Genomic DNA, 24877 nt, shown 5'->3' with positions numbered 1-24877 from the left:
AACCCTTAAAGCCATCGAGCGCGATTCGGCTCGGCTGCGGACAGTATGATTCGGATTCTCTTGACCAACAGCGCCGAAGCTAGAAGGTTGCACCCGAATACAGAGGGTCCTGGGCCGCGAAAGAGGCTGTCTCCACCGCTCCGTTGCCCGATTCATCCGGCGTACTCCGGTGCTCGCACCGAAACCCGACCGGTTCGTCGGCTATATGCCCAATTCTACTAACGCGGCCGTGGCTTCGCCGAATGCGGCAGGAACGAAGAGGCCTCCGAAAAGGAGGCCTCTTAAGGGTTGTTAAGCAGGCATCACCGTTTCACGAACCTTGCTATGGAATTGCGCCCTTGACCATCGGTGGCGCGCACCAGATAAACGCCCTGCGACCACCGATCCAGGTCCAGTCGCACGGTTCGGTCTAAGACCTGATCATTGAGCATCGAGCGGCCATCGGCGCTGAGCACTTCATAGTACCGCGCGTCGGCCGGCAACTGCAAGGCGATCTGCCCATCCGCCGGATTGGGGTGCAGGATGATCGCATCGACCGGTGCTTCCGTCATGCCCACGCTGAACTCAACCGCAAGCACGCTCGTGTTGGTGCGGATCGGTTCGTTGAAATCAAAGAAGATGTCCGCCTCATTCTCGAGCACCTGGCCGATTCCCAGACCGCTCGCAGGACGCAAGCGGAAACTCGCGAAACCCTGGCTGCCGAGCAGGTCCGTAGTGCTGTCGGGCAAGTTGATCCCCGCGAAGTCGAATCGGAGCACGCGGCCTTCGAGCAACTGCGCAGTGAAGGCATGCGATGCGCCAAGGATCTGGAGCGAAGTGAGGTCGAAGAGCTCGGAGATGGTGTCCGTGAGATGCACATTGATCGCTTCTGCGGTGCCGGTGTTCTGGAAGCGGATGGTGTAATCCACATGCGCGTCGAGGTCCAGGAAGTAGATCTCGTCGCTCGTCCTGCTGCTGGTAGTGGCCAGTTTGTCGTTGGGGTCATAGGCGCCGATGATCGTGCGCGTAATGCTGTAGCTATCGTTCGAGGCGTTGCTGTCGGCAGGATCGGCCACAGCGCTGGCCGCGGCATCCACCACTGTACCGATCAAACCGGCATTCGCTGGAACAGCCAGGTTGACGACGAATTGCACCGTGCTGAAGGGCGCCAGCTCAGCAATGGCCCACTGCACCGATCCGCCGCCTGCTGCTGCAGGCGATCCGCTTGCTGACGTGAAGAGCAACAAGGGGTCGTACGCAAGCGCGACCTCAACGCCACTGATGGCGAAGGGACCATCGTTCGTGATGGTGAGCGTATATGCGACTGGGAAGCCAGGCCGGTGCACGCCAGCCTGCAGCGAAACGAAGGCGTCGGGCCCTGCAATAGGGTCCATCGCGGCATCGATCACCTCTGACATGTCCGCTGCGTCGAGGGAGAAGGCGGCCGGGAGTGCCGGGCAAAGCGCGTCGAACCCGGAGATGGCGGCATTCAGTTCGTAGTCGCCATAGAAGAGCTCCGTCCCGTAGAGTCCGTTCGCATCGGTGAGGATGAAATGCTCCCCGGGCTGCACGGTGAGCACGCGGTAAGGCAGGCCGATGTCCGACCCGTTCTGCAGGCAATCACCATTCAGATCGGCGAAAGCGACTCCGCTCAGCGCACCACAGGGATCCGATGAGACCGGCACATCGATCTGGAATGATTGGCTGCACCAGCCACCGCTCGTGCCCGGAGGCGTTGATGGCGTGCTGCCGGCGCTCACCCAGATCACATAACTCCCGGGTGCGAGGTTCGTTGCGGTGAACACGTTTCCATTGAGCACGCCATTCGCGGTGCCCGGATTCACCAGGATCGAATCCGCATCGGTGAACTCCACCACGAATCCGCCCGTGCTCCCGCCAGGGCAACTGCCCGTTACCACCAAGCTCACGATCTCCGGGTTCATCGGCCCCACCGCATCCAAACCGCTCACCGTGCCCGTGCAGCCATTGGCATCGCTCACCGTCACGCTATACGTCTCGTTCGCGCAGAGCGAATTGAAATAAAGGCCGTTCGGGCTGGCCCCGCCGCTAGGTCCCGGCGGATCGAAGGTGACCGTATAGGGCATCGTGGCGCCGCTCAGCGGGATGTAGTAGTTCCAGTAGGCATCACACGCACCAATGCAGGACCATGCCGGGAACGGATCGATGATCGGAGGGAACAGGTCCGGCGTGAGGATCACGGTGGCATCACTCGAAAGCTCATTGCCGAGGTTGTCGGTGACCGTGAGCGTGTAAGTGCCGGGCGGCACATCGGAGAGTCCCGTAGTGCCCTGGCCTTGCGGCGGCGGCGGGGTCCATAAGAAGGTGTAAGGCGCCGTGCCGCCCCATACCGACGCAATGATGCTGCCGGTAGCGCTTCCGCAGGTGGCGTGCTGAACGCTGAATGCGATGTTGAGCGGACCTCCTTGCGCGAAGAGGATCGTACTGAACACCAGAAGGAATGAAGCGAGTAAGGTCCGGAGCATGGGCGGTGGTTTGGTTGCAGGCAAGACGCATGTTGGGTGCAAGCGGGTTGCCCAAGATGAGTGGCCGTTAATACTTGCCAACCGTGAGCATCCCATGCGCTCGCCGCAAGGAGGTATGCGCGCAGAACGTCCTTCTTTTGCGCGCATGAACATTCATCCCAGACTGATCGAGACCCGTGTGGCCACGCTCGAGCGTGCCGCCAACGATGTGGTCGAGGTACGGATCAAGCCGGATGTGAAGCTGGATGCGGAGGGAGTCGGTGAGATCGTGCGCGCCAAGCGGCAATTGTGCGCCGCGGAGGCCACGGACATCCTCATGGTACTGCCGCACGATGTGGATTTCGAGCTGAACGTGCTCGCCTTTGACCACCATGCGCTTCATGGCGGTTGCGGCCTTGCGCGACGATTGGCCTTCGCCGCAACAAGCCCGTTCAATGAGCGCTTGGCGCGGATCTATTTCCGCTATCACCCGCGCGATGGGGAGACTGAGGTCTTCCTGGATGAGGCCGATGCACGGGCCTGGCTCACGCAGGGATTACCTCAGCCATCGCTCTCGTAGCGTTCAATCCTTCACGAGCTTCATCAGCTCCTTCAGGTCGGGCGCCAGGATGATCTCGATGCGGCGGTTCTTCGCCTTATCGGCCGCATCCACCGGCACGAATTCGCTTCGCCCCGCGGCGGTCACGCGCAATGGATCGAGCTTGCTGCCTTCCTGCATGATGCGCACCACGCTGGTCGCGCGCAGCACGCTCAGGTCCCAATTATCCTTCACCGCACTGCCGCCGAGCACCTTGTCGGTGTCCGTGTGGCCCTCCACGAGCACGTTCAGTTCCTTCTCCCCTTCGATGGCCTTGGCCAGCTTGATGATCAGCTCCTTCCCTTTCGCATCGACCGCGTAGCTGCCGCTGGGGAAGAGCAGTTTGTTCTCCATGCTCACGTAAACGCGGCCATCCTTCTGCACCACGGTAAGGCCCTTGCCCTCGAATCCGGTGAGCGCCGCGCTCACACGGTCCTTCAGGCCTTTCATGGCGGCATCCTTCGCTGCGAGCTCGGCCTGCAGCGCAGCCAGCTCCGCTTCGCGCGCGGCCAGAGCCGCCTGCTTGTCGCCGACGCGCTTGGCCAGCGCCGACACCGAATCCTCCCGGTTCATCAGGTCAAGGCGGAGCGCTTCAAGGTCGCTGAGCAGCTTGCGGTTCTCCGTGCCGCTGCCAGCAAGCAGCTTATTGTACTTCTCCAAGAGCTCGTTGTTGAGATTGTTGATCTTGTCGTATTGAGCCGTCATGGTGCGCAACGAAGTGCCCATCACGGAGGTGTCCTGCTCAAGGCGCACCAGCCGCCGCTTCATTTCGTCGTTGCTCCCGCGCAGCTCCGTCAAGGCCGTTTCGGCTTCGCGGGCCTTGGTGCCGGCGGCATCGGCCTCAGCCAGCGCGGCGCTCGCACGGGCCTTCTCTTCTTCGTATTTGCGGCTGGGCACGCACGCCGCGAGGAGGAGCGTGGCCGTGAGGAGCATGAAGGACGTGTTGCAGGTGATGCGCATGGTAGGTCGTTCGACTGCCAAAGGTGCCGTCCGTCACCTGTGCGGGCATGATTCATGGAACATTATTTTTGAACAGCGCGTTCCATCCGCGCGAACCGCATGGCCATGCAGACCCTCCCGAAGGATTGGGCATACGCCCCCGCGCTTGATGCCGAGCTGAAGCGCTATTTGCTGCTTGGTTACCTGCAGAAGGTCCAATGCTCCTTCACCGCTCGGAAGCTCTACCCGCACCTATCGGATCTTGAGGCGCATATCGCTGAGCTGCGCGGCTTGCGACTGCAGCTTGAACGGATGCAGCAAGCACTGGTGGGCGACATGATCGGCTTCGATGCCGACACGGGCCATGCGGTCCGTGAACCGTTGCCGAGCGACCCTTGGATCGGCGTGGTGGAAGAGGTGATCGGCTCATCGCTGCCACGATTGCATTCGGTGCTCGCCGATGGCCGGGCACTGCGCGACGAGATCGCGAAGGGGATCCGTTTCGGTCCGGTGGGCCTGCTGCCGCTTGAGCCGAAGGAAGGATGGCTGCTTCTGCGCGCGGGACGCGATGCGAGCGCTTATGCTTTCGAGCTCGCCCTGGTTCGGTCGCCGTACGGAGATGACCCGCTCGCGATCCTGCGCACGCGCTATGTCACGAGCTACAGCATGAGCATCGCGAACACCTTCGAGCGGATCAAAGGCGAGCTGATCGCGCGTCGGCCGCAGCTGCCGAACCCTGCGGTCTTCGCGTTCGAAACGGACTTGAGCCTGCCGAGGATCGAGACCTACATACCCGTGGCCAAGCAACTGCTCTACGAGGTGATCCGAAACGCGGCCTGAGGCTCAGCGGTCACCGTGGGGTTCCATCCACACGGTGCGGAGGTCTCGGTACTCCATGCCGTTGATCGGGAAATCCTTCACCCACGGCTGCACCAAGCGAACGGACCGCTCATGGTAGAGCGGGATGAATGGCAGGTTCTCCATCAACCGGTCCTCGGCGAGCGCCAGCAGCCGCATCCGCTCCGAAGATTCGGAGGTTTGGCCCGCAAGCGCGAAGAGCGAGTCGAACCGCGCATCCCGGTGCCGCGTGCTGTTGAGGAATGAAGGCTCACTGGTGTCGGCAGGCGCGTTGCGACCATAGAAGAGCGCGAGGAAGTTCTCGGGGTCGGGGTGGTCGACGATCCAGCCTTCGCGCCAGAGCAATGGCTGGCCCTGCTCCACCCGCTGGAAATGCTGCTCAGCGGGCAGCACGCTGGTGATCACACGCGCTCCCAATTCCCGTTCGAGCATGTTCTGCGCGGCCTCAGCCACTTTCACATAACCGAACCCGTTGTTGTTCACCTGCATATGCACGGTGGGCAGTCCCTTGCCTCCCGCATACCCCGCTTCAGCGAGAAGGCGCCGCGCCTCCACCGGATCGTAACGGAGCCCACGAACCAACTCATACGGATAGCCGCTCAAGCCTGGAGCCACCGCGCCGTGATCGGCTACCAGAGCAAGTCCATCGAGCACGCTGTCAACCAACGCCTGCCGGTCAATGGCCAACGCGAACGCACGCCGCACGAGCGGGTCGTCGAATGGAGGCCTGCGCGTATTGAGCCCGTAGAACTGGATGGATAGCGCTGATGCCATCTGCACGGTGTACCCCGCGTCCGGGCGCATGGCGTCTGTCCTGCCGACAGGCAGCTCATACACCACGCTCAGTGCCCCATTCAAGAAGGCCTCGAGTTCCTTCTCCTTGTCAGGCTCGAACGTGTATCGCACGGCATCGAGGTAGGGGAGCGTTGCCCCATCAGCATCGGTGCCCCAATAATGCGGCCACCTCTCCATGACCATCGCATTGCCCCGATCGAAGCTCTTCACGCGGAACGGCCCGGTGCCCACGGGCCGCCATCGAGCATCGGCTCCATATTGCTCGAACGCTTCCGAGGGGTAGACCCAGCAGCCTTGGTGCGCCAGCACTTGCAGGATCCCGGGCCATGGCGCCGTGAGATCGATGCGCACGGTGCGGTCATCGGGCGCACTGATGCCCTTCACCGGTTCCGTGGCCGGAGCTCCACTGGCGTAATGGGCGTTGGCACCAACCACGCGGTCCTGCAGGAGCCAGAACATGAAGTTCTCCGCATCCTGGGTGCAGATGCGGGTCAGGCAAAGGGCAACATCCGCGGCTTTGAGCAAGCGGCCCTTCCCGTCCGGGAAGCAGTCCGCGTCATGGAACCGGACGCCTTCGTGCAGGGTGAAGGTGTAGGAAAGCCCTGATGGGTCAACGGCCCAGGATTCGGCTAGGCCCGGGACAATGGAGAGGTCCTTGGGATTCATGCGCACAAGCCCCTCGTAGATCTGGGCTCCTATGCGATGCGCTGCGGCCTGCTGAAGGCTGAGCGGGAACAGGCTGCGCAGCTCCTCGCTCTCATTGGCGCTGAACACGCCACCGTAATACTTGCCCGATGGTGATCTGCGTTCACGGGGCGCATCCGGGCCGCCGCAGGAGATGATCAGACCCAGAACAACGAGTAAGGGTGCCTTGCGGCCAGGGAACGACATTGTGGATGGTGGCGGGTAAAAGTATCAGGGCGCTCCACGCTGGTGCGGGGCGCTTGAAGGCGTCCATCAACAGCGTCTTGGTGAAGAGGATGCCCGCACAGCAAGGACCTTCAGCCGGTACATTTCCGCGATCACATGCATGAATCGACCGGCACCACGGGCACGGCACGCCCTGCTTCGCTGCTTTCATGCGGGCTGATCGCCGTGCTCTTGGCAGGAAGCGCCAATGCGCAATCGAACCTGCGCGAGCGCTGGGTGAAGCCGGTGCGCGACACTCTGCGAATCGATACCGTGAGCCTGGTGCCCGGGAGCCTCGCGCTGATCGCCGATAGCGTGCCGGTGCCGCCGGAGCGCTACATCGTGCTGCCCTACCAGGGCCTGGTGATATGGAAGAACGCCCCTGATTCGGTGCTTGCGCGCTACCGCGCGATGCCATTGATGCTCGGCGGCCGCTTCCAGCACAAGGATCCGGCGCGGATCACCAGCGATCCGGCTCGGCCCGACCCTTTCCGCTATGAGCCGCCGAAGCAGGAGGCCGACCTCATGGGGCTGCGCGGATTGCAGCGCAGCGGCAGCATCTCACGTGGCGTGCTCTTCGGCAACAACCAGGACCTGTCAGTGAACTCCACGCTGAACCTGCAGCTCGGCGGGCGCCTGACGGACAGGATCGGCGTGGCCGCCAGCATCACCGATAACAACATCCCCATCCAATCCGGCGGCAACACCGCGGAGCTCCAGGACTTCGACCAGGTCTTCATCAAGCTCTTCGAGGAGAGCGATCGCGGAGCAGGCAACCGGTGGGAGCTCATCGCCGGCGATTTCGTGCTGCAGAAGCCGAAGAGCCACTTCCTCACCTACCTGAAGAAGGCGAAGGGCCTCAGCTACGACCTGAACGGGCGGATAGGCGATGCGCGCACGAGCACTGGCGTGAGCGCGGCCATTAGCAAAGGCAAATTCGCGCGGAACGTGATCCAGGGCCTCGAAGGCGTGCAAGGCCCGTATCGCCTGCGCGGCAACGAGATCGGCTCGGTGATCATCGTGCTCTCCGGCAGCGAGCGCGTATACATCGACGGGCAGCTGATGAACCGCGGGCAGGAGAACGACTACGTGATCGACTACAACACCGCGGAGCTCAGCTTCACGGCGCGCCAGCTCATCACCAAGGACCGCCGCATCACCGTCGAGTTCCAATACTCCGACAAGAACTACGCGCGCTCGCTCCTGCGCTTCGATCAGTCCATCCGAAAAGGGCGCACCACGTTGCGCTTCAACGGATACAGCGAGCAGGACCACCGCAACCAGCCCTTGCAGCAGGGCCTTACCGAAGCGGAGCGGCGCGTGCTCGCAGATGCCGGTGATGATCCGCTCGCCGCAGCCACCATCGGCGTTGACAGCACGGGCTATCTCACGGATCAAGTGCTCTATCGACGCACGGACTCGCTAGGCTATGATCCGGTCTTCGTGTACAGCACCGACCCTGCCGTTGCGCTGTACCGTGTGGTCTTCAGCCAGGTGGGTGTCGGCTCCGGCGACTACGTCTTGCAGGAATTCACGCCCAACGGCCGCGTGTTCCGGTGGGTCCCGCCGGACACCGTCGATGGCGCGGTGCTGCGCCGCGGCGACCACGCGCCAGTGCGCCTCCTGGTGGCGCCGCGCGCGCAGCAACTCCTCACGCTCGGCGTGGAGCACCGCTTCAATGCGCATTCGAGCGTGGCCGCTGAGGGCGCATTCAGCCATCTCGATGCCAACACGTTCAGCGCGCTTGACCGCGCAGATGACGATGGCTTCGGCCTGCTCCTGAAGGGAACGCATGCGATCCCCATCAGCGGGAGCGACAGCTCGCTCCATCTCGTGCTGGGCGCCGAAGCGGAAAGCGTGAGCCGTCACTTCCGCTTCGTGGAACGCTATCGCGCCGTGGAATTCGACCGCAACTGGAATGTCCTCGGCCTCGACCTGGCCACGGACCAATTGATCGCTGGCGCCACCGTAGGCGTGCGCGGCAGCAAGCTGGGCCGGGCGTCGTACGGCTTCGGCACCTTCCAGGCCGATGGCCTCTACTCAGGATGGAAGCACGACCTGCAGAGCGACCTCCATTGGAAGCGATTCGACTTGACGGGCACGGCGAGCTGGTTGCGCGCCGACGCCTCCCGCAGCAGCGACTTCGTGCGCAACAAGGGCCAGGCGCGCTACAGGCTGAAGCCGCTCACGATCGGCCTGAAGAGCGAGAACGAGCGCAACAGGTTCACTACGGAACCAACCACCGGACTGCAAGCGGGATCCTATGCCTTCGAGGATCTTGAGGCCTTCGTGCAATCGCCCGACTCCGCAGGCAACAAGTGGCGGGCCTCTGCCGGCCGGCGAACGGACCATGCCCTGCGCGATGGCGCGCTGCGCACCAGCACAATCGCGGATGCCTACTCCGCAACCGTGGACCTGGCAAAGAATCCGCGCAACCGCTTCGCCGCCACCGGCACGTATCGCGCACTTCGCATCGTGGACAGCACGCTCACTGCGCAGAAGCCGCAGGACACCTACCTGGCCCGCGTGGATTACGACCTCACGCTGTGGAAGGGCGTGGCCATCCTGGACCTCTTCAATGAATTCAGCTCCGGCCTCGAGCAGCGCCGCGAATACCTCTACGTGCAGGTTCCAGCTGGCCAGGGACTGTACATCTGGAACGATTACAACGGCAACGGCATCAAGGAGCTGAACGAGTTCGAGCTGGCCAACTTCGCTTATGAAGCGGACTACTTGCGCGTGTTCGTGCCGAGCAACGACTACGTAAGGAGCTTCGGCAATCAATCCAGCGCATCGCTCGACCTGCGGCCCGGCGTGAAGTGGGCCGATGCCAAGGGACCGATGGGCCTCATCGGCAAATTCTCGGATCTGTTCTCCATGCGCGTTGACCGCCGCTCGGCCAACCCCGATCCGCTCAAGGTGCTCGATCCATTCGCGCCAGAACGCACCGATACACTGCTCACGTCCTTCGCTTCCAACGTGCGCAACACCGTGTATTATGACCGCGCCAGCCGGATCTGGAGCGTGGATCACACCTGGCAGAGCGACCGCTCGCGCAATCTCCTGCTGAACGGATACGAATCGCGCTCACGCGAGTCGAACACCGTCCGCGCCCGGATCAACATCACCCGCAGATGGACGCTCGATGCGGAGGGCGAGCGCGGCCGGTCGGGCAATTCCTCGGACCTGCTCTCGGGCCGTTCATGGGCCATTGAACAGGACGCGCTGCGCCCACGGCTCACCTGGCAGCCGAACACCAGCGTGCGCGCACTGGCATCGTACAAGGCCACCAGCAAGCGCAACCGCGCGGAATTCGGCGGCGAGAAGGCCGAGTCGCATGATCTCGGTCTCGAGTTCAGGTACAACACGGCGGGCAAGGGCAGCTTGCAGGTGACGGCGAACTGGGTGGAGATCCGATTCGAGGGCGCCGTGAACAGCGCGCTCGGCAATGAGATGCTGGGCGGACTGCGGCCTGGCACCAACGGCACCTGGAGCGTGAGCCTGCAGCGCAACCTCAGCGGCAACCTGCAGGTGGACCTTACATATAACGGACGGCGCAGCGAAGGCGCGCCCGTGATCCATGTGGGCGGGGCGCAGGTCCGCGCATTCTTCTAAGGCTACTTCAAGTCGAAGTTCGCCTTCGACACGAGCGAGCCGGCCTCGTAGATCTCCACGATGTACTGACCCGTGCGCAGCTCCTCACCGCCTGTCCAGAAAACGCAGGCATCCAGCGGCTGGTTCTGGTAGTTCACATCGCGCTTGGCGCTGTACTCGCCTTCGACGCCGTTGAACTTGAAGCGGTTGTTGCCCTCGTTCGTGGGGAGCACCTTGCCATCGGGGCTTATCACGCGCATGTAGAGCGTCTTGTCGCCTGCATCGGTCACCTTGTTCTCGCCCAAGGTGAAGCAGCATTTGATCATCTCCGCCTTGCTCGCACGCTCAGTGTCGACCTGTTTGCCGCTGTTGCGCACGAAGAGCGCGCCGGCCGTTATGGTGGTGGTGTGCAGCACCGCCCCCTTGGCCACCTTGCCTGCAAGCGCCTCTTTCTCGGTTGCCAGAGCCTGCTTCTGCGCCTTCTCCTCGCCCAGCTCTTGGGTGAGCTGCTGCTTCTCGGCGGTCAGCTCTTGATTGGCGCGGTTCAGGGAATCGATCTGCGCGATGTAGTTCTTCATGATCGAGCGCAGCGTCTCGGCTTCCTTCTTCGCCTTCGCAAGGCTGTAGTTCCCGCTCTTCACCTTGTCCATCAGTTCCTGGATCTGCTGCTTCTGCAATTCCAGTTCCTGGCGGATGGTGTCGTTCTCGGTCTGCAGGGAATCGTAGCTGTTCAGCGTGCGTTCCAGCATGCCCAGCACATCCTCGTTCCGGGTCTCGAGGGCAGCCACCTGCTGTTGGCCCACCTCCACCTCCTTGCCGCGCTGCATCAGCAGCCATAGCATCACCACATTACTGATCAGCAATAGGACCACCAGCAGAAGCAGTCCGGTGTTCGAGCGGTTCTTCCCCGCTTGCGGTGAGTTCGGTTCCATACTTTGTAAGGAGGCGTTACAGCGGGCTAAATTACTCCCGCTCGGGGGGGCATCCTCCGGACGCAGGCCCGCTTATCAACACGAGCATGGGAAAACCACGCGGCACGCTCGGCATATGGCTGCACGATGCATGGGGGCTGCTTGTGCCGCAGCGATGCGCTGGTTGCGACACGGCCTTGCTCAGCCACGAGGATTGCTTGTGCGACGCCTGCTTGCGAGAGCTGCCACGCACGCACTTCAACAACGACCCGCAGAATCCCGTGGAGCGGCTCTTCCACGGGAAAGTGGAACTGGCATCCGCAGGCGCGCTCCTCAGATTCAGCGCCCACGGCATGGTGCAACGCATCCTTCACCGCATCAAGTACAAGCACGACCGTGAAGCAGCGATGCTCATCGGGCAGCTGATGGGCGAAGAGCTTAAGGCCTGCCGCCGATTCGACGGGATCGATGCGGTGATCGCCGTGCCCCTGCACCCGCGGAAGGAAAGGCAGCGCGGCTTCAACCAGAGCCGGCTCCTGGCCGAGGGCATCTCCGGAGTTCTTCCGTTCGAACCCATGCACCGCTTCCTGCAACGCGCTGAGCGCACCAGCACGCAAACGCGCAAGGGCCGCTTGGATCGCTGGCGCAATGTGAAGGAAGCCTTCGAACTCACGGACCCGATGTCCTTGCGTGACCGTCATGTGCTGCTCGTGGATGATGTGGTCACCACCGGGGCCACGGCTGAAGCGTGCGCTGCGGCGATCCTCTCGGCCCCCGGTGCGCGGGTGAGCCTGTTCACCGCAGCCGCTGCTTAGCGGGTACTTTCGCGGCCCGCATCGAAGAACGCATGACCACTCCATCGAAGAAGAACTCGGCCGAACGAGTCGCCGCATACGATTCGCTTGGCCCCCAGTGGAAAGAGCTCCTCGATGATGAGCGCGACCCCATCGCGGCCATGGCCAACTTCTCCGCGCTCATCAAGGAGACCTTCGGCTGGCACTGGGTGGGCTTCTATCGCGTAGTGGGCGCAGAACTGGTGCTCGGGCCCTTCCAAGGCCCGGTGGCCTGCAGCCGCATCGGTTTCGGCAAGGGGGTCTGCGGAAGCGCTTGGAAGGAGGAGCGTACCCTGGTGGTGCCAGACGTCGGGCAATTCCCAGGGCACATCGCGTGCAGTCCGCATTCACGCTCAGAAATCGTTGTGCCATTGCGCGACAGCGGTGGTCGCGTGGCCGCCGTGCTCGATATCGATAGTGCTGTGCTGGACGATTTCGGAACTGTTGACGTACATGGCCTGGAGGCCCTGTGCGAGACGCTGCAACCCCTGTTCGAATGATGCGTGGAGCCGGCGCCGTGCTCTTCGCGCTGCTCGTCTCCGGATGCGCGCAAGTGCGCGAAATATCAGGCGGGCCAAAGGACGAATCAGGTCCGCGCCTGGTGAGCGCCTCACCTGCCTCCGGCAGCTTGCGTTTCGCTGGTGGCCGTTTCGTGCTGCGGTTCGATGAGCGCGTGCAGGTGAAGCGACCCGCCGCCGGATTGCTGGTTTCGCCCCCGTTGGACCCGCCGCCAGCAATCAAGCTGACGGGTGCTCGCGAAGCGGAAGTGAGCTGGAGCGGCGCGCTGCGACCGGGCACCACCTACAGCTTCGCCGTAGGTGAGGCCATCCAGGACCTGACAGAGGGCAATCCGGCCGTTGGCCTCACCTACATCTTCAGCACGGGCGATGCGCTAGACAGCCTTGCGATCACCGGCGCGGTGTCCAACGCCTACACCTTGGCGCCGCAGGAAGGCGTGCTCGTTTCAGCCTATGCCCCGGAAGACTCTTCGGCATTCACCCAAGGCCGGCCCGCCTTCGCTGCAAGAACAGACAAGGAAGGGCGATTCGTCCTGCGCCACTTGCCGGACCAAATGCTGCGCATCACGGCATTGAAAGACCTCAATGGAAACTACAGATACGACCTGCCTGCTGAAGAAATCGCGTTCAGGCCGGAACCGATATCGCCGCACGCGCCCAGTGACAGCCTGGCCAGGCTGTTGAGCCTGCGCCTCTTCCAAGAGACCAGTGCGCAGCAGCGTGTGGTCTCCACCTCCATCACCGATGATCGTGCATGGCGCATCGTGCTCGCACGGCCGGCGGAACGCATCGCCGTGCGCGATCTGTCCCGTGAAGGCGGAGCGCTGAACTGGGCGTCTGAGTGGGGCGTCATGCGGGACACCGTTCATATCTGGCCATCCGACACCACCGCGCTCGGGGAGGGCCGCTATGAGCTGAGCACTGAGGATGGCCCGCTGGACACCCTTCGGTACCGGCCGCTGCGGCCGATGCCATTCGCCCTCACCGTGCACTCGGTCAAGTCCACGGTCACCATGGGGGCCAGCACGATGATCCGGGCCTCGCGACCCATAGCTGAAATCGATCAGCGCCTGGTGCGCTTGATCGCGGACAGCACGGAACTCGCATGCAGCTTGAGGCCCGACAGTTCCGATTCGCGCACATTTACCGTGGAGGTCGATGGACCGCTGCCATCATCGGCGCAGCTGCTGCTCCTTCCCAAAGCGCTGCGCGACATCTACGGCGGCACGCACGACACCCTGCGAATCGTGATGGGAGCCGCACCAGCGTCGGCCACGGGAATCCTGCGCGTGACGGTCGCCTCAGAACCGGAGGTGAGCGGACCGCTTGTCCTGGAGTTGCTCGACGCGCGCGGCATCGTGGTGCGCAAGCGAATCGATGTGAGGCCAGGTGAGCGCGTGAGCTGGGAGCGCTTGGAGCCGGGCATTCATTCGCTTCGCTTGATCGAGGATGCCAATGGCAATGGCCGATGGGATGCGGGGCGTTGGCAAGAGCAGCGACAACCGGAGCGGGTTCGTCTGCATGGCGAGGCCATTCAGGTTCGCGCAGGCTGGGACCTTGGAATCGACTGGAAATTGAAGGGCGATTAGCGCTCGCTGCTCCTACGGAACCCTGATGGGCAAGGACCGTAGAAAGCCCGCCGTGAACCACTCTTCGACGGCTTGGATGAGCCCTCATGACCTGAACCGCGCTTACTGGCGCTTGCTCTCGCTCGGCTACCTGGCCGCCTCGGCACTTGCCCTGGTCGCGCAGCCGAGCAGCGCATTGCCAACCCGCGGCAAGACCTTCTGGACCACCTTCATGCAGAACGGCTTCGGGGCTCAATCCCTGAAACTGCATGTTGCAAGCCCCATTGCGACCGCTGGAACCATCAGCATTCCCGGCCTTGGCTGGAGCCAGCCCTTCAGCGTGGGCGCGAACAGCGTAGCGATCATCGACGTGCCCACATCAGCCGAGCTCACCGGCTCTGGCGCCATCCAGAATCGCGGCGTGCTGATAGAGGCGCAGGATACGGTGAACGTATTCATGGCCAGCTTCCAGAACTACACGCATGACCTGAGCCAAGTGCTGCCCATGACATCGTTGGGCACCACGTACCGGGTTGAAGCGCACAACGGTTTGCCCAACTTCAACAATCTGCACAAGAGCGAATTCGCCGTGCTGGCCACGGAGGATGGAACGCAAGTGCGGATAACGCCTTCAGCCCTCACAGCGAACGGCCAGGCCGCTGGGGTGCCATTCATCGTCGACCTGGATGCTGGCCAAGCCTATCAGGTGCAGGCCGCAACCGATCTGCTGAACCTCACCGGCAGCCTGATCGAAGCGACTGACCAGAGCGGGCCTTGCCGTCCGTTCGTGGTGATCGGCGGCAGCATGTGCGGCACCTCACCCAATGGCTGCTCGGCATGCGACCACATCTTTGAGCAATGCCTGCCGATATCCGCTTGGGGGACGCGCTACCATACGATCATGGCCCAAGGCGCCACCACCATCACCTATCGCGTGATGGCGCATTCCGACGGCACCCTTGTGACCATCGCCGGAGGCGCGCCGATCCTGCTCAACGCAGGCCAGCGCCATGAGGTGAATGGCGCCACTGCCCCGGTCTGCATCGAAGCCACGCACCCAGTGAGCGTCGCGCAGATCATGGAAGGCTATAGCTGCGCCGGCAACGGCGACCCCTCGCTGGTGATCCTCTCGCCGGTGGAGCGCACGTCGCGCAGCGCGCGTTTCCACACCAGCAACAGCCCGCAAGTGAATGCGCATAGCCTGAGCATCGTGGTGCCGGCCTCGGCTACCGGGCAGGTGCAGATCGATGGCGTTCAGGTGAACCCTGCGCTCTTCCAGCCTTATGCGGATTGCGCGGACCGGGCCCATGCCAAGGTGCCCGTAGCCGCCGGCCAGCACAGGATCACCTGCCCGGCCGGATTCCAGGCATACGCCTTCGGCATCGGATTCGGCGAGAGCTACGCCGCGTCCGTCCACGACATCGCACGGATCAGCACCCAGCAGGACAGCACGGTTTGCGGCTCCGGCACCATCACGCTGAGCAGCCCCACACCGCTCAGCAATGCGGAATGGGTGGCCTTGAGCGCACCGGGCACGGTGATCGGGACCGGCAACAGCATCACCATCACGCCAACGCAGAGCGAGAGCTACCGTGTGAGCGGCCTGCTCCCCGTGAGCGGCTGCCCTAGCGAGTTCACCTACAATGTGGGCATCCCGCTCACCATTCCCACCTTGCTGACAGCGAACGGGCAGCAGACGATAAGCTCATGCCAGTACGAGCCCGTGCAACTGGGACTGCTGCCGCCACCTGATCCCGCCTGGTTCAACATCAGCTGGTGGCCCAGCAGCAGCCTGACCAATGCTGGCTCGAACGCGCCGCAGGCCACGCCCTTGGCCACCACCTGGTATGGAGTGCAAGTGGTGAGCCCGACCGGTTGCGGCGATATGACCGACAGCATCCTCGTGACCGTGCAGCCCGGCGCCATCGTGGAGCTGGATGTGAGCGCCGAGCCTGCCACGGTGTGCTTGGGCAACAACACGCAACTGAATAGCCGTGTCCTGCGCACAGTGGCGCATGACGAATTCGACGCGCCACCGGGCACGATGTGGGCCGCGGTGCAAGGCGGTGCGATCAGCATAGCATGCGGAAGCGCGAATGGCTCCGCGCTCTACTTCAACGGCAATGGCCAGCGAAGCACGCAGACAGCGGCCTTCAACACCACAGGAGGCGGCTTCGTGCGCTTCCGATTGAAGATCGCCGATGGCATCGCGCCCTGCGAGGATGCCGATCCCGGGGACGATGTGGTGCTTGAATACTCGAACAACAACGGCCTCAATTGGACAGCGGTCGCCACTTACAATGAAACGGATTTCCCGGGCTTCACGCCGGTGAATGCGCCGATACCGGCAGCCGCGCAGACCGCGAGCACGATGTTCAGGCTGCGTCAGCTCGCCAACCAGGGAGCCGGGCACGACAACTGGGCCATTGACGATTTCCTGCTCACCCGTTACGATGATTCCTTCGCGGGCTACGCGTGGTCGCAAGCCGCAACGCTCAACGACCCGACGAGCCATGCGCCTGTGGCCACGCCGTCAACGAGCGGATGGTACGTGCTCAGCGCCACCGACCCGACCGCGGGCTGCGTGTACAAGGACTCCGTGTACGTGACCGTGGCCCCGGCATTCGATCTCAACGTAACGCCCAGCGCCACGCTCTGCTCCCTCACCGGCGTTCAATTGAACGCCTCGCCCAGTTCAGGATCGAACATCAGCTACTCCTGGACCCCGAACAACGGCTCGCTCAGCGACCCTTCCATCGCCGACCCCATTGCCAGCCCTGCGCAGACCACGACCTACTCCGTGACCGCTATCAGTGGTGACGGTTGCGCAGCCAGCGGGCAGACCACGATCACCGTAGGTCAGCTCTTCGCGTTGAGCATCACCGCCGCGCAGACCACGCTCTGCCCCGGTCAAAGCACGCTGCTGAACGCCGCGGTGAACGGGAGCGGGAGCATGACGTATTCATGGACGGGTGCCGGCCTGAGCAACGACGCCATCGCCGACCCAACGGCAACACCCACCTCGACCACCACCTACACCTGCACCGCCACGCACACTGCCACAGGCTGCCAGCTCAGCGCTTCGATCACCATCACGGTGAACAGCGGCTACAGTGCCGATGCAGGCGCTGACCTTACGCTCTGCTCCGTGCTTGGACACCAACTCAGCGTGCAGCACAATGTGCAAGGCGCGAGCTTCAGCTGGTCGCCAGCCGCGAACCTGAACTCCAGCAGCATCCAATCACCTTCGATCCTTGTTGACGCCAGCGCCATCTATACCGTGACCGTGACCGATGCATTCGGGTGCTCGGTGAGCGATCAGGTGACCATCACTCGCGCCTTTGCCGGTGTTCCTTCATCGCAGAACGTGAGTGCCTGTGCTGCCGCGCCGCCCACGCTCACCGCTCCTGCTGCGGGCGTAAGCTACTTGTGGAGCACCGGTGCAACAACGCCTTCGATCGTGCCTGGCCAGAGCGGGCCGCACACGGTGACCATCACCGATGCGAACGGTTGCCAAGCCATCTGCACTTTCAACGTCACATTGCACGAAACGCCCATCGTGGACCTGGGCCCCGACCTGAGCGTGTGCGGAGCATCGCAGCAGAACCTGAATGCCGGCAATCCCGGCGCAGCTTACGCGTGGAGCACAGGCGCAGCGTCCCAGACCATCAGTGTATCGGCCACCGGCAACTACAGCGTCACGGTGACCACGCCGCAAGGGTGCAGCGCCAATGATGCGGTGAACGTGCAGTTCAATGCGCTGCCCGTGGATGCCTTGCAGGACGCGAGTGCATGCATCACATCGCCGCCGACCTTGGATGCGGGTAATCCGGGATCCGCCTATGCGTGGAGCACTGGGGCCATCACGCAATCCATCACCCCCGCGACAAGCGGATCCTACAGCGTTACGGTGACCACCGCGCAGGGATGCGCCGCGACCTTCGATGCCGAGGTGACACTGGCACCGGAGATCACGGTGACGTTGGGCAACGACACCACCATCTGTCAGGGCCAGCCCATCACCATCGATGCGGGCAACACCGGCGCTTCGTTCACCTGGAGCACCGGAGCGCAAACGCAGAGCATCAGCACCGGCGAAGCCGGCAACTACTCCGTTACGGTGAGCAACGGCTACTGCGCGGCGACCGATGCCATCGCCATCGACGTGGCGCCCGCACCCGTGAATGCCCTGAGCGATGTGCTCCGCTGCGTCGGCGAGAGCGCCACGCTCAACGCAGGCAACGCCGGAGCGACCTACCTGTGGAGCACTGGCGTCACCACGCAATCGATTACGGTGAGCGCATCGGGCAGCTACTCGGTAACGGTAACGAATGCTGCAGGCTGCGCCGGAACCTTCAGCGCCAACGCCGAGTTCATCGCACCGCCTTCGGTGGAACTCGGACAGGACACGGTCCTCTGCGAAGGGCAGCTCCTGCAGCTGGACGCGGGCAACCCGGGTTCCACTTACCAATGGAGCAACGGCAGCACCTCCCGTGCGATCATGGTCGGAACGCCGGGCACGTACTCCGTGACGGCGCACAACGGCGCCTGTTCGCGCTCGGATGCGATAACGGTGCATTTCAACCCTTCGCCCGCGCGCATGGCGGTGAATGAGTTCCACGCGTGCCTCGACGATGAGCCGCGCTACGTGGTGATCGATGCGGGCAATGCCGGCTCGCGGTATGATTGGAGCACCGGTGCCACCACGCGCGTGATCATGGCCAGCGCCTACGGCTGGTATTATGTGCACATCACCAACCAGTACGACTGCTCAACCGCCGATAGCGCCCGCGTGATCGAGCATTGCCCGGCCACCATCTTCATCCCGAACACCTTCACGCCCAACGGCGATGGCGTGAACGACATCTTCATCCCGCAAGGCAAGAGCATCGCCACCATGGTGCTGCGCGTGTTCAACCGCTGGGGAGAGCAGCTCTTCGAGAGCGAGGACCCCACGCTCGGCTGGGACGGCACTTTTGCTGGAGAGATCGTACCGGACGATGTGTACGTCTGGCGCCTCGAATACGCCTTCTACACGGACAAGGAGGGCACCGTCGGCGTTACGCAGAACCAGCTCGGCCACATCCAGGTGCTGCGTTAGAGGAGCAGGTCGAAAGCATCGGCCTCCATGGCCACCGGGAATCTCGCGCGGAAATCCTCCAGCGTGTTCCAATCGAAGGAGCCAGTGGCACTGCCCTCTTGCGATGGCTCAACGCAAGCCATCAACTCGCCGCGCGGATCGATGAGCGCGCTGTCGCCACTGTAGTGGATCCCCTTGCCATCCATGCCCACGCGGTTCACGCCCGCCACGTAGCATTGGTTCTCGATGGCGCGCGCGATCAACAGCTGGCTCCACGGGAAGCGCCGCGCTTCAGGCCAATTGGCCACATACAGGATCGCATCGTAATCGCCCCTATTCCGCGCGAAAACCGGGAAGCGCAGGTCGAAGCAGATCTGCAAGAGGATGCGCCAGCCGCGCCAGCTCACCACAATGCGCTCGCTGCCAGCGCTATAGTGCTGCGTCTCGTTCGCGAAACGGAAGAGGTGGCGCTTGTCGTACACGGTCACCTCGCCATCGGGCTTCACGAAGAGCCCACGGTTGAAGCACTTGCCTCCCTGCATGATGATCGCGCTGCCATAAAGCGCAGCATCGACCGATGCGGCCTGTGCGCGCATCCAGCCCACCGTGGGTCCGTCCATGGTCTCGGCCAGCTCCTCGCTGCGCATGCTGAAGCCCGTGGTGAACATCTCCGGAAGCACGATCAGGTCCGTGTCGCCCTTCAGCAGCGCGATGGCTTCCGAGAACATGCGGCGGTTGGCATCGGCATCCTCCCAATGGAGCATGCGCTGCACGATGGAGACCTTCAGATCCTGCATAGGCGTTCGATGGCGGCGTCCAAGGTATCGTCGCGCTTGGCGAAGCAGAAGCGGAGCAGCCGCTGATCGGCGCGCGGCTGCTTGTAGAACGGCGATAGCGGTATGCTCGCCACGCCGTGATCCCGGGTCACGCGCTCGGCGAATGCGCGATCGCCCTCTTCGCTGATGGCGCTGTAATCAGCGGTCTGGAAGTAGCTGCCTTCGCAGGGCATCAGCCGGAAGCTCGAGCCGCGCATGCCCTCAGCGAAGCGGTCGCGCTTTGCCTGATAGAGCGCGTGCACCTGCGCGTAATTGGACGGATCCGCGATGTAGCCGGCAAGCGCATGCTGCATGGGCGTGCTCACGCTGAACACATTGAACTGGTGCGCTTTGCGGAACTCGCCCATCAGCTCCTTCGGGGCGAGGGCGTAGCCCATCTTCCAGCCCGTGGCGTGGAAGACCTTGCCGAAGCTGAAGACCACGAAAGCCCGCTCGCGCAATTCAGGATAGCGGATCACCGATGCATGGGGTTCGCCATCGAAGACCAAGTGCTCGTACACCTCGTCGCTCAGCAGCAGGATGCCCGTTCCCCGCAGCATCGCCGCGATGCGCTGCATATCCGCGTCGCGCAGGATGGTGCCCGCAGGGTTGTGCGGCGTGTTGATCATGAGCAAGCGCGTCCGCGGGTTGATGGCCTGCGCCACGGCCGCATGGTCGAAGCGCATATCGGCACCGAGGCCCACATGCACCGGCTTGCCGCCGAAAAGCTCCACGGCAGGCGCGTAGCAATCGTAGGCCGGATCAACGATGATGACCTCATCGCCCGCATGCACCAAGGCCGCGATGATGGTGAAGATGGCTTGCGTTCCACCTGCGGTGATGGTGACCTCGGAGCCGGGTTCGTAGGCATGGCCGTAGAGCCGTTCGGCTTTGGCAGCTATGGCCTCGCGCAGCGCTGGCAGTCCCGGCATGGGCGCATACTGATTGTGACCAGCGCGCATGGCGGCATGCACCAGATCGCTCAGTCGCTCATCAATGGGAAAGTCGGGGAAGCCCTGCCCCAGATTGATGGCACCATGCTCTTGAGCGAGCTGGCTCATCACGGCGAAGATGGTGGTGCCCACGTCGGGCAGTTTCGAGCGCAGGATCAAGGGCATGGGCCGAAGCTAAACGGGTTGCCCATGCGGGAGCGGTTGCTCAGGACTTGATCGCTGAGCCCGGGCGCGATATGTTTGGCGCGGCACCGATGAAGGAACCGATCCGGGTAGTTGAGCTGTTCGCCGGAGTCGGTGGATTCCGCATCGGTCTGGAGCAGGCATCAGAGCGCTTCCGGGTGGTGTGGAGCAACCAATGGGAGCCGGCTCGGAAGAATCAGGATGCCTCGGATATCTACGTTGCGCGCTTCGGTGCGCATGGCCATGAGAACCGCGACATCGCGACGGTGCCGGCCAGCTCGGTCCCGGATCACGATCTGCTCGTGGGCGGCTTCCCTTGTCAGGACTATTCCGTGGCCAAGACCCTGAAGCAAGCGAAGGGCATCGCGGGGAAGAAAGGCGTGCTCTGGTGGGAGATCCACCGCATCCTCGAGGCCAAGCGCCCGCCATTTCTCTTCCTCGAGAACGTTGATCGCCTGCTCAAATCACCGGTGAAGCAGCGCGGGCGCGACTTCGCAGTGATGCTGGCCTCGCTTGCCGACCTCGGCTATGCCGTGGAATGGCGCGTGATCAATGCTGCTGATTACGGCATGCCGCAACGCAGGCGGCGCGTCTTCTTCCTGGGCTGCCATGCCGGCGCAAGCATGGCCAGCGCGATGCAGGATGCGAATCCATGGGAGTGGATCGCGAGCACCGGGCTCTTCGCCGAGGCGTTCCCCGCAGCGCTTGGCGCCTCGGGCTTCGCGGCGTTCAGCATCGAAGGCGACCTCGCACACTTGACGCAGCGATTCAATAAAGGGAAGAGCGCGACCAGGGGGCCCTTCGCGGAAGCCGGCATGATGCATGGCCGGAAGGTCTGGACCACACGCGTAGTGCCGGCCTACGATGGTGCGCGCACCACGCTCGGCTCGGTGCTGCAACCGGAGAGCAAGGTGCCCGCCACCTTCCGGATCAGCGCGCATCAGCTCGCGCAATGGAAATACCTGAAGGGGAGCAAGAGTGAGTCGCGCACCAGCAAGAGCAGTGGATTCGCATACCGCTATTCCGAAGGCTCCATGGTCTTCCCGGATGCATTGGATAAGCCATCGCGCACCATCATCACCGGAGAGGGCGGATCATCGCCCTCGCGGTTCAAGCATGTGGTGCGCACAGGCAAAGGCATACTGCGCAGGCTCACCCCCATCGAGCTCGAGCGCCTCAACATGTTCCCCGACGACCACACCAAGGGAGCAAGCGATGCGAGGCGCGCCTTCTTCATGGGCAATGCGCTCGTGGTGGGCATCGTGGAAAGAGTGGGCGCGGTGCTGAAGGAGCGCGTCGGCCAGGCTGCAGCTCCGCGCATCGTGAAGAGCGCCGGCCTTAGGGCGGGGCGCAAGCCCTGAACCGCTCAGAATTTACTCAGACGGTATTTGCGGCCATTGCTCTTGAAGAGGTATCCGCTCCCTTCGGTGCGTTTCTCCAGTCCATCCTCCTCGGCGAAGAGCTTCGCGAAGTACTCCGCCACTTGCGCATCGGTCATGGTCACCGCCTTGCCGTTGTTGAGCGCCTCCGCGATGTACGCATCCACCAGTTGCGGGAACGCTTGCGCGAAGAGCGCGCTCGTGGCGAACACGTCGCAGCCGACCACCTTGTCGCCGCTGATGGCGATCACGCCGACCACATGGCTGTTCGCTGCGGGCAGGCCCAGCAGCTTCTCGCGGTAGCGCTGCCGGTCAGCTTGGAATTCCCTGTCCTGCATCAAATGGGCATAGCTGCCGCTGCGCGTATCCGTTTCATTCTTCTTGATGTCCTTGGCCACCTCCTCCCAAACGCGGGTCTGCTCCTTTTCGACCGCAGCGGCCTTCCGCGCCTTTTGGCCCACAACGCCGATGGTGCCCTTGAATTCGTGGCCGGTGCTTCCGGCTTGCCAGCGACCGTGCTCCACGCAGAAAGCCCCGATGCTCAGGGTTGCGCCCGGCAGCACGATCACATCCTGCGCCAGCATGCGGTCTTGCTTCCCGCCCACCACCACTTCGCCCTGCATCAGGTAGATGGTGTCCTTCGAGGTGTTCTCCACCTGCAGCGTGTTCACCGTGGCACCGCCTTCCTGCTCCTTCACCTTCAACCGGCCATCCTGAAGGGCCTTGTTCATGGGCACGAGCTCGCCCATGTCCTTGTAAGCATCCCGATAGGCGTCGTTGCCCATGATTGGGATGAGGCGGAGCTTCTCGCAATCGAAGCGCCCCGAGGCCTCTTGAGCGAATACGGGTTGGAGGTTCTCCGCATTCATCTGGGCCGTGCCGATGACGGTGGCAACGGCGAAAGGGGCAGCAAGTGCGAGGCGGAATGATCTGAGCTGGAGCATGGTGGTAGGATTGGTGGATGGCGGTACACGCCGCCCGCTGAACGGTTCATTAACGGAGAAGCTTGCATTGGAAGAGCCAACGCTTCTAAATGCCTTCAAGGCCGCGAGGAAGGGTGATCCGTGGCCATTGACCAACTTCGCCTTGATGTTCTATGGGCTATTGAAGATCCTGGTTCAGATCTGCACGGGGGTCTACTTCAAGCGGATCGTCCTGACGGGCCTGGAGAAGCTGCCTGATGGCGGGCCTGCCATCATCGTGGCCAACCACCCGAACACGCTCATGGACCCCTTGCTCATCGCTGCGGCGGTGGAGCAGCGGATCGGCTTCGTGGCGAATGCTGGATTGTTCCGGAACCGCGCGCTCGCCGCCCTGTTCCGCTACTTCCACGTGATCCCCATTTTCCGCAAGAAGGATGTGGCCCCCGGCGAGAAGCCCGACAACACGCAGGCCTTCGGGCAATGCCATCAGTACCTCGCGCAACGCGGCACCCTCCTCATCTTCCCCGAAGGGAGCAGCCACTACGAGATCAACCTGCGCGAGATCAAGACCGGCACGGCGCGCATCGCGCTCAGCTACGCAGGGCCGGGCGAGCTCTGCATCGTGCCCATCGCGCTCGACTATTCCGACGCGATCCAGTTCCGAAGCATGGTGCGCGTAACAGTGGGCAAGCCGATCATGGCTTCAGCGTATCGCGAAGCGCACCGGCACAACGAGACCGAGGCCGTTGAGGCTTTGACGTCCGATATCCGGAAAGCACTGGCCAAGAAGCTGCCGTGGACCACCGGCAAGGATCAGGAGGACCTGCTCATCAAGGCGCACAACTTCTTCACCACCTATGCGACCCCTGCCGCTGATCTGCATGAGGACCCGCGACGATCGCTCCTCGTGCGCAAGCAGCTCGCCGATGCCCTGCACCGATTGCGCGACGCGCGACCTGAGCTGTACGCACGCACCGGAGCCCGACTGCTCGCCTTCTTCGACGCTCTGCGCTCCGATCGACTCACGCCCGGCTTCTACACCAATGCGTTCCTGCAGAGTAGTTTCCTCCTGCTGTGCATCGGTTATCTGGCGGAGCTCCTGCTGCTGGCGCCGCTTTACCTATTCGGCTTGATCACCAATTACCTGCCATACATCCTGCCCTCACAGGTGTTCAAGGCATCGCGGCTCGACATCGAATACAAGGCGCCGGTTCAGATGATCGTCGGCTTGATCTGCTTCCCGATGTTCTATGCGCTCGAGACCTGGGCCTTCCATCAGTACATCGACGAGGGTGCATGGACCAATCTGCTCTTCGCGCTGGCACTGCCGATCGCAGGATATGCCACCATGTGGTACTGGACCGAGGTCCAGCGATTCGTTCGAATGCTGCGCTTCCGCTTCGTGGTGCCAGCAGCACGCAAGCACGAAATGCTCCGCGAGCGCGATGCCATCCTGGAGGCCATTGCCGAGGCCCGGAAGAGCTTGTGATCAGCAAGGCTCTCTCCGGATCGGCGGGGCTGCGGAGATCCCAGAGCGTTCTTCGCCTCCTGCGGGGCCC

16 protein-coding genes are annotated in these 24877 nt (G+C 63.1%); 9 read left to right on the top strand and 7 right to left on the bottom strand.

Annotated features, from left to right (window positions below; all coding sequences use genetic code 11):
• Window positions 1-302: 302 nt before the first annotated feature.
• Window positions 303-2483, bottom strand: a complete 2181-nt coding sequence (locus IPK70_15060; protein MBK8228477.1) for a T9SS type A sorting domain-containing protein — start codon at window positions 2481-2483, stop codon at window positions 303-305.
• Between the two features lie 145 nt (window positions 2484-2628).
• On the opposite strand from IPK70_15060, the gene IPK70_15055 reads away from it, so the two are divergent.
• Entirely contained in the window at window positions 2629-3042 is a 414-nt protein-coding gene (locus tag IPK70_15055; GenBank protein ID MBK8228476.1) for a hypothetical protein, read from the top strand.
• Window positions 3043-3045: 3 nt separating this feature from the next.
• Here the strand turns inward: IPK70_15055 and IPK70_15050 are convergent, their stop codons facing one another.
• On the bottom strand, window positions 3046-4020 hold the full coding sequence (locus tag IPK70_15050) for an OmpA family protein (protein MBK8228475.1): 975 nt from the start codon (window positions 4018-4020) through the stop codon (window positions 3046-3048).
• Between the two features lie 105 nt (window positions 4021-4125).
• Between IPK70_15050 and IPK70_15045 the strand changes: the two genes are divergently transcribed.
• Complete coding sequence (locus IPK70_15045) at window positions 4126-4839, top strand: hypothetical protein (protein MBK8228474.1); 714 nt, start codon at window positions 4126-4128, stop codon at window positions 4837-4839.
• A 3-nt stretch (window positions 4840-4842) separates the two neighbouring features.
• Here the strand turns inward: IPK70_15045 and IPK70_15040 are convergent, their stop codons facing one another.
• Window positions 4843-6543 carry an ABC transporter substrate-binding protein gene (locus IPK70_15040; protein MBK8228473.1) on the bottom strand — a complete coding sequence of 567 codons (1701 nt, stop codon included), beginning with the start codon at window positions 6541-6543 and terminating at the stop codon, window positions 4843-4845.
• 135 nt (window positions 6544-6678) lie between these two features.
• Between IPK70_15040 and IPK70_15035 the strand changes: the two genes are divergently transcribed.
• Window positions 6679-10176, top strand: a complete 3498-nt coding sequence (locus IPK70_15035) for a hypothetical protein (GenBank protein MBK8228472.1) — start codon at window positions 6679-6681, stop codon at window positions 10174-10176.
• 2 nt (window positions 10177-10178) lie between these two features.
• Here the strand turns inward: IPK70_15035 and IPK70_15030 are convergent, their stop codons facing one another.
• Entirely contained in the window at window positions 10179-11087 is a 909-nt protein-coding gene (locus IPK70_15030) for a hypothetical protein (GenBank protein MBK8228471.1), read from the bottom strand.
• 86 nt (window positions 11088-11173) lie between these two features.
• On the opposite strand from IPK70_15030, the gene IPK70_15025 reads away from it, so the two are divergent.
• The 4 genes from IPK70_15025 to IPK70_15010 all read left to right on the top strand — a co-directional run bounded on the left by IPK70_15025 (window position 11174) and on the right by IPK70_15010 (window position 19086).
• The gene (locus IPK70_15025) at window positions 11174-11881 is read left to right on the top strand and encodes a ComF family protein (protein ID MBK8228470.1); all 708 of its coding nucleotides are present in this window, start codon (window positions 11174-11176) and stop codon (window positions 11879-11881) included.
• Between the two features lie 32 nt (window positions 11882-11913).
• Complete coding sequence (locus IPK70_15020) at window positions 11914-12399, top strand: GAF domain-containing protein (GenBank protein ID MBK8228469.1); 486 nt, start codon at window positions 11914-11916, stop codon at window positions 12397-12399.
• Window positions 12396-14006, top strand: a complete 1611-nt coding sequence (locus IPK70_15015; protein MBK8228468.1) for an Ig-like domain-containing protein — start codon at window positions 12396-12398, stop codon at window positions 14004-14006. The genes IPK70_15020 and IPK70_15015 overlap by 4 nt, the downstream gene beginning before the upstream one ends.
• A 76-nt stretch (window positions 14007-14082) precedes the next feature.
• A complete protein-coding gene (locus IPK70_15010; GenBank protein ID MBK8228467.1) occupies window positions 14083-19086 on the top strand; it encodes a gliding motility-associated C-terminal domain-containing protein in 5004 nt (1667 codons plus the stop codon).
• Here the strand turns inward: IPK70_15010 and IPK70_15005 are convergent.
• Together IPK70_15005 and IPK70_15000 are read right to left on the bottom strand one after the other, a co-directional pair.
• The gene (locus IPK70_15005) at window positions 19083-19862 is read right to left on the bottom strand and encodes an amidohydrolase (GenBank protein ID MBK8228466.1); all 780 of its coding nucleotides are present in this window, start codon (window positions 19860-19862) and stop codon (window positions 19083-19085) included. The two genes, IPK70_15010 and IPK70_15005, sit on opposite strands and share 4 nt — an antisense overlap.
• A complete protein-coding gene (locus tag IPK70_15000) occupies window positions 19850-20998 on the bottom strand; it encodes an aminotransferase class I/II-fold pyridoxal phosphate-dependent enzyme (protein ID MBK8228465.1) in 1149 nt (382 codons plus the stop codon). The genes IPK70_15005 and IPK70_15000 overlap by 13 nt, the downstream gene beginning before the upstream one ends.
• Window positions 20999-21087: 89 nt before the next feature.
• Here IPK70_15000 and dcm point away from each other — a divergent pair, with 89 nt between their 5' ends.
• Window positions 21088-22377 carry a DNA (cytosine-5-)-methyltransferase gene (gene dcm / locus IPK70_14995; protein ID MBK8228464.1) on the top strand — a complete coding sequence of 430 codons (1290 nt, stop codon included), beginning with the start codon at window positions 21088-21090 and terminating at the stop codon, window positions 22375-22377.
• 5 nt (window positions 22378-22382) lie between these two features.
• Here the strand turns inward: dcm and IPK70_14990 are convergent, their stop codons facing one another.
• Window positions 22383-23339, bottom strand: coding sequence for a hypothetical protein (locus IPK70_14990; GenBank protein ID MBK8228463.1), 957 nt, complete (start codon window positions 23337-23339; stop codon window positions 22383-22385).
• Between IPK70_14990 and IPK70_14985 the strand changes: the two genes are divergently transcribed.
• Window positions 23338-24807: a 1-acyl-sn-glycerol-3-phosphate acyltransferase gene (locus IPK70_14985; protein MBK8228462.1), complete on the top strand. Its 1470-nt coding sequence runs from the start codon at window positions 23338-23340 to the stop codon at window positions 24805-24807. The genes IPK70_14990 and IPK70_14985 overlap by 2 nt on opposite strands.
• Window positions 24808-24877 lie beyond the last annotated feature (70 nt).

It is taken from the genome of Flavobacteriales bacterium, assembly GCA_016712535.1.
In the GTDB taxonomy this organism is placed as follows: domain Bacteria; phylum Bacteroidota; class Bacteroidia; order Flavobacteriales_F; family PHOS-HE28; genus PHOS-HE28.
This window is presented reverse-complemented; position numbering and strand designations above follow the sequence as displayed.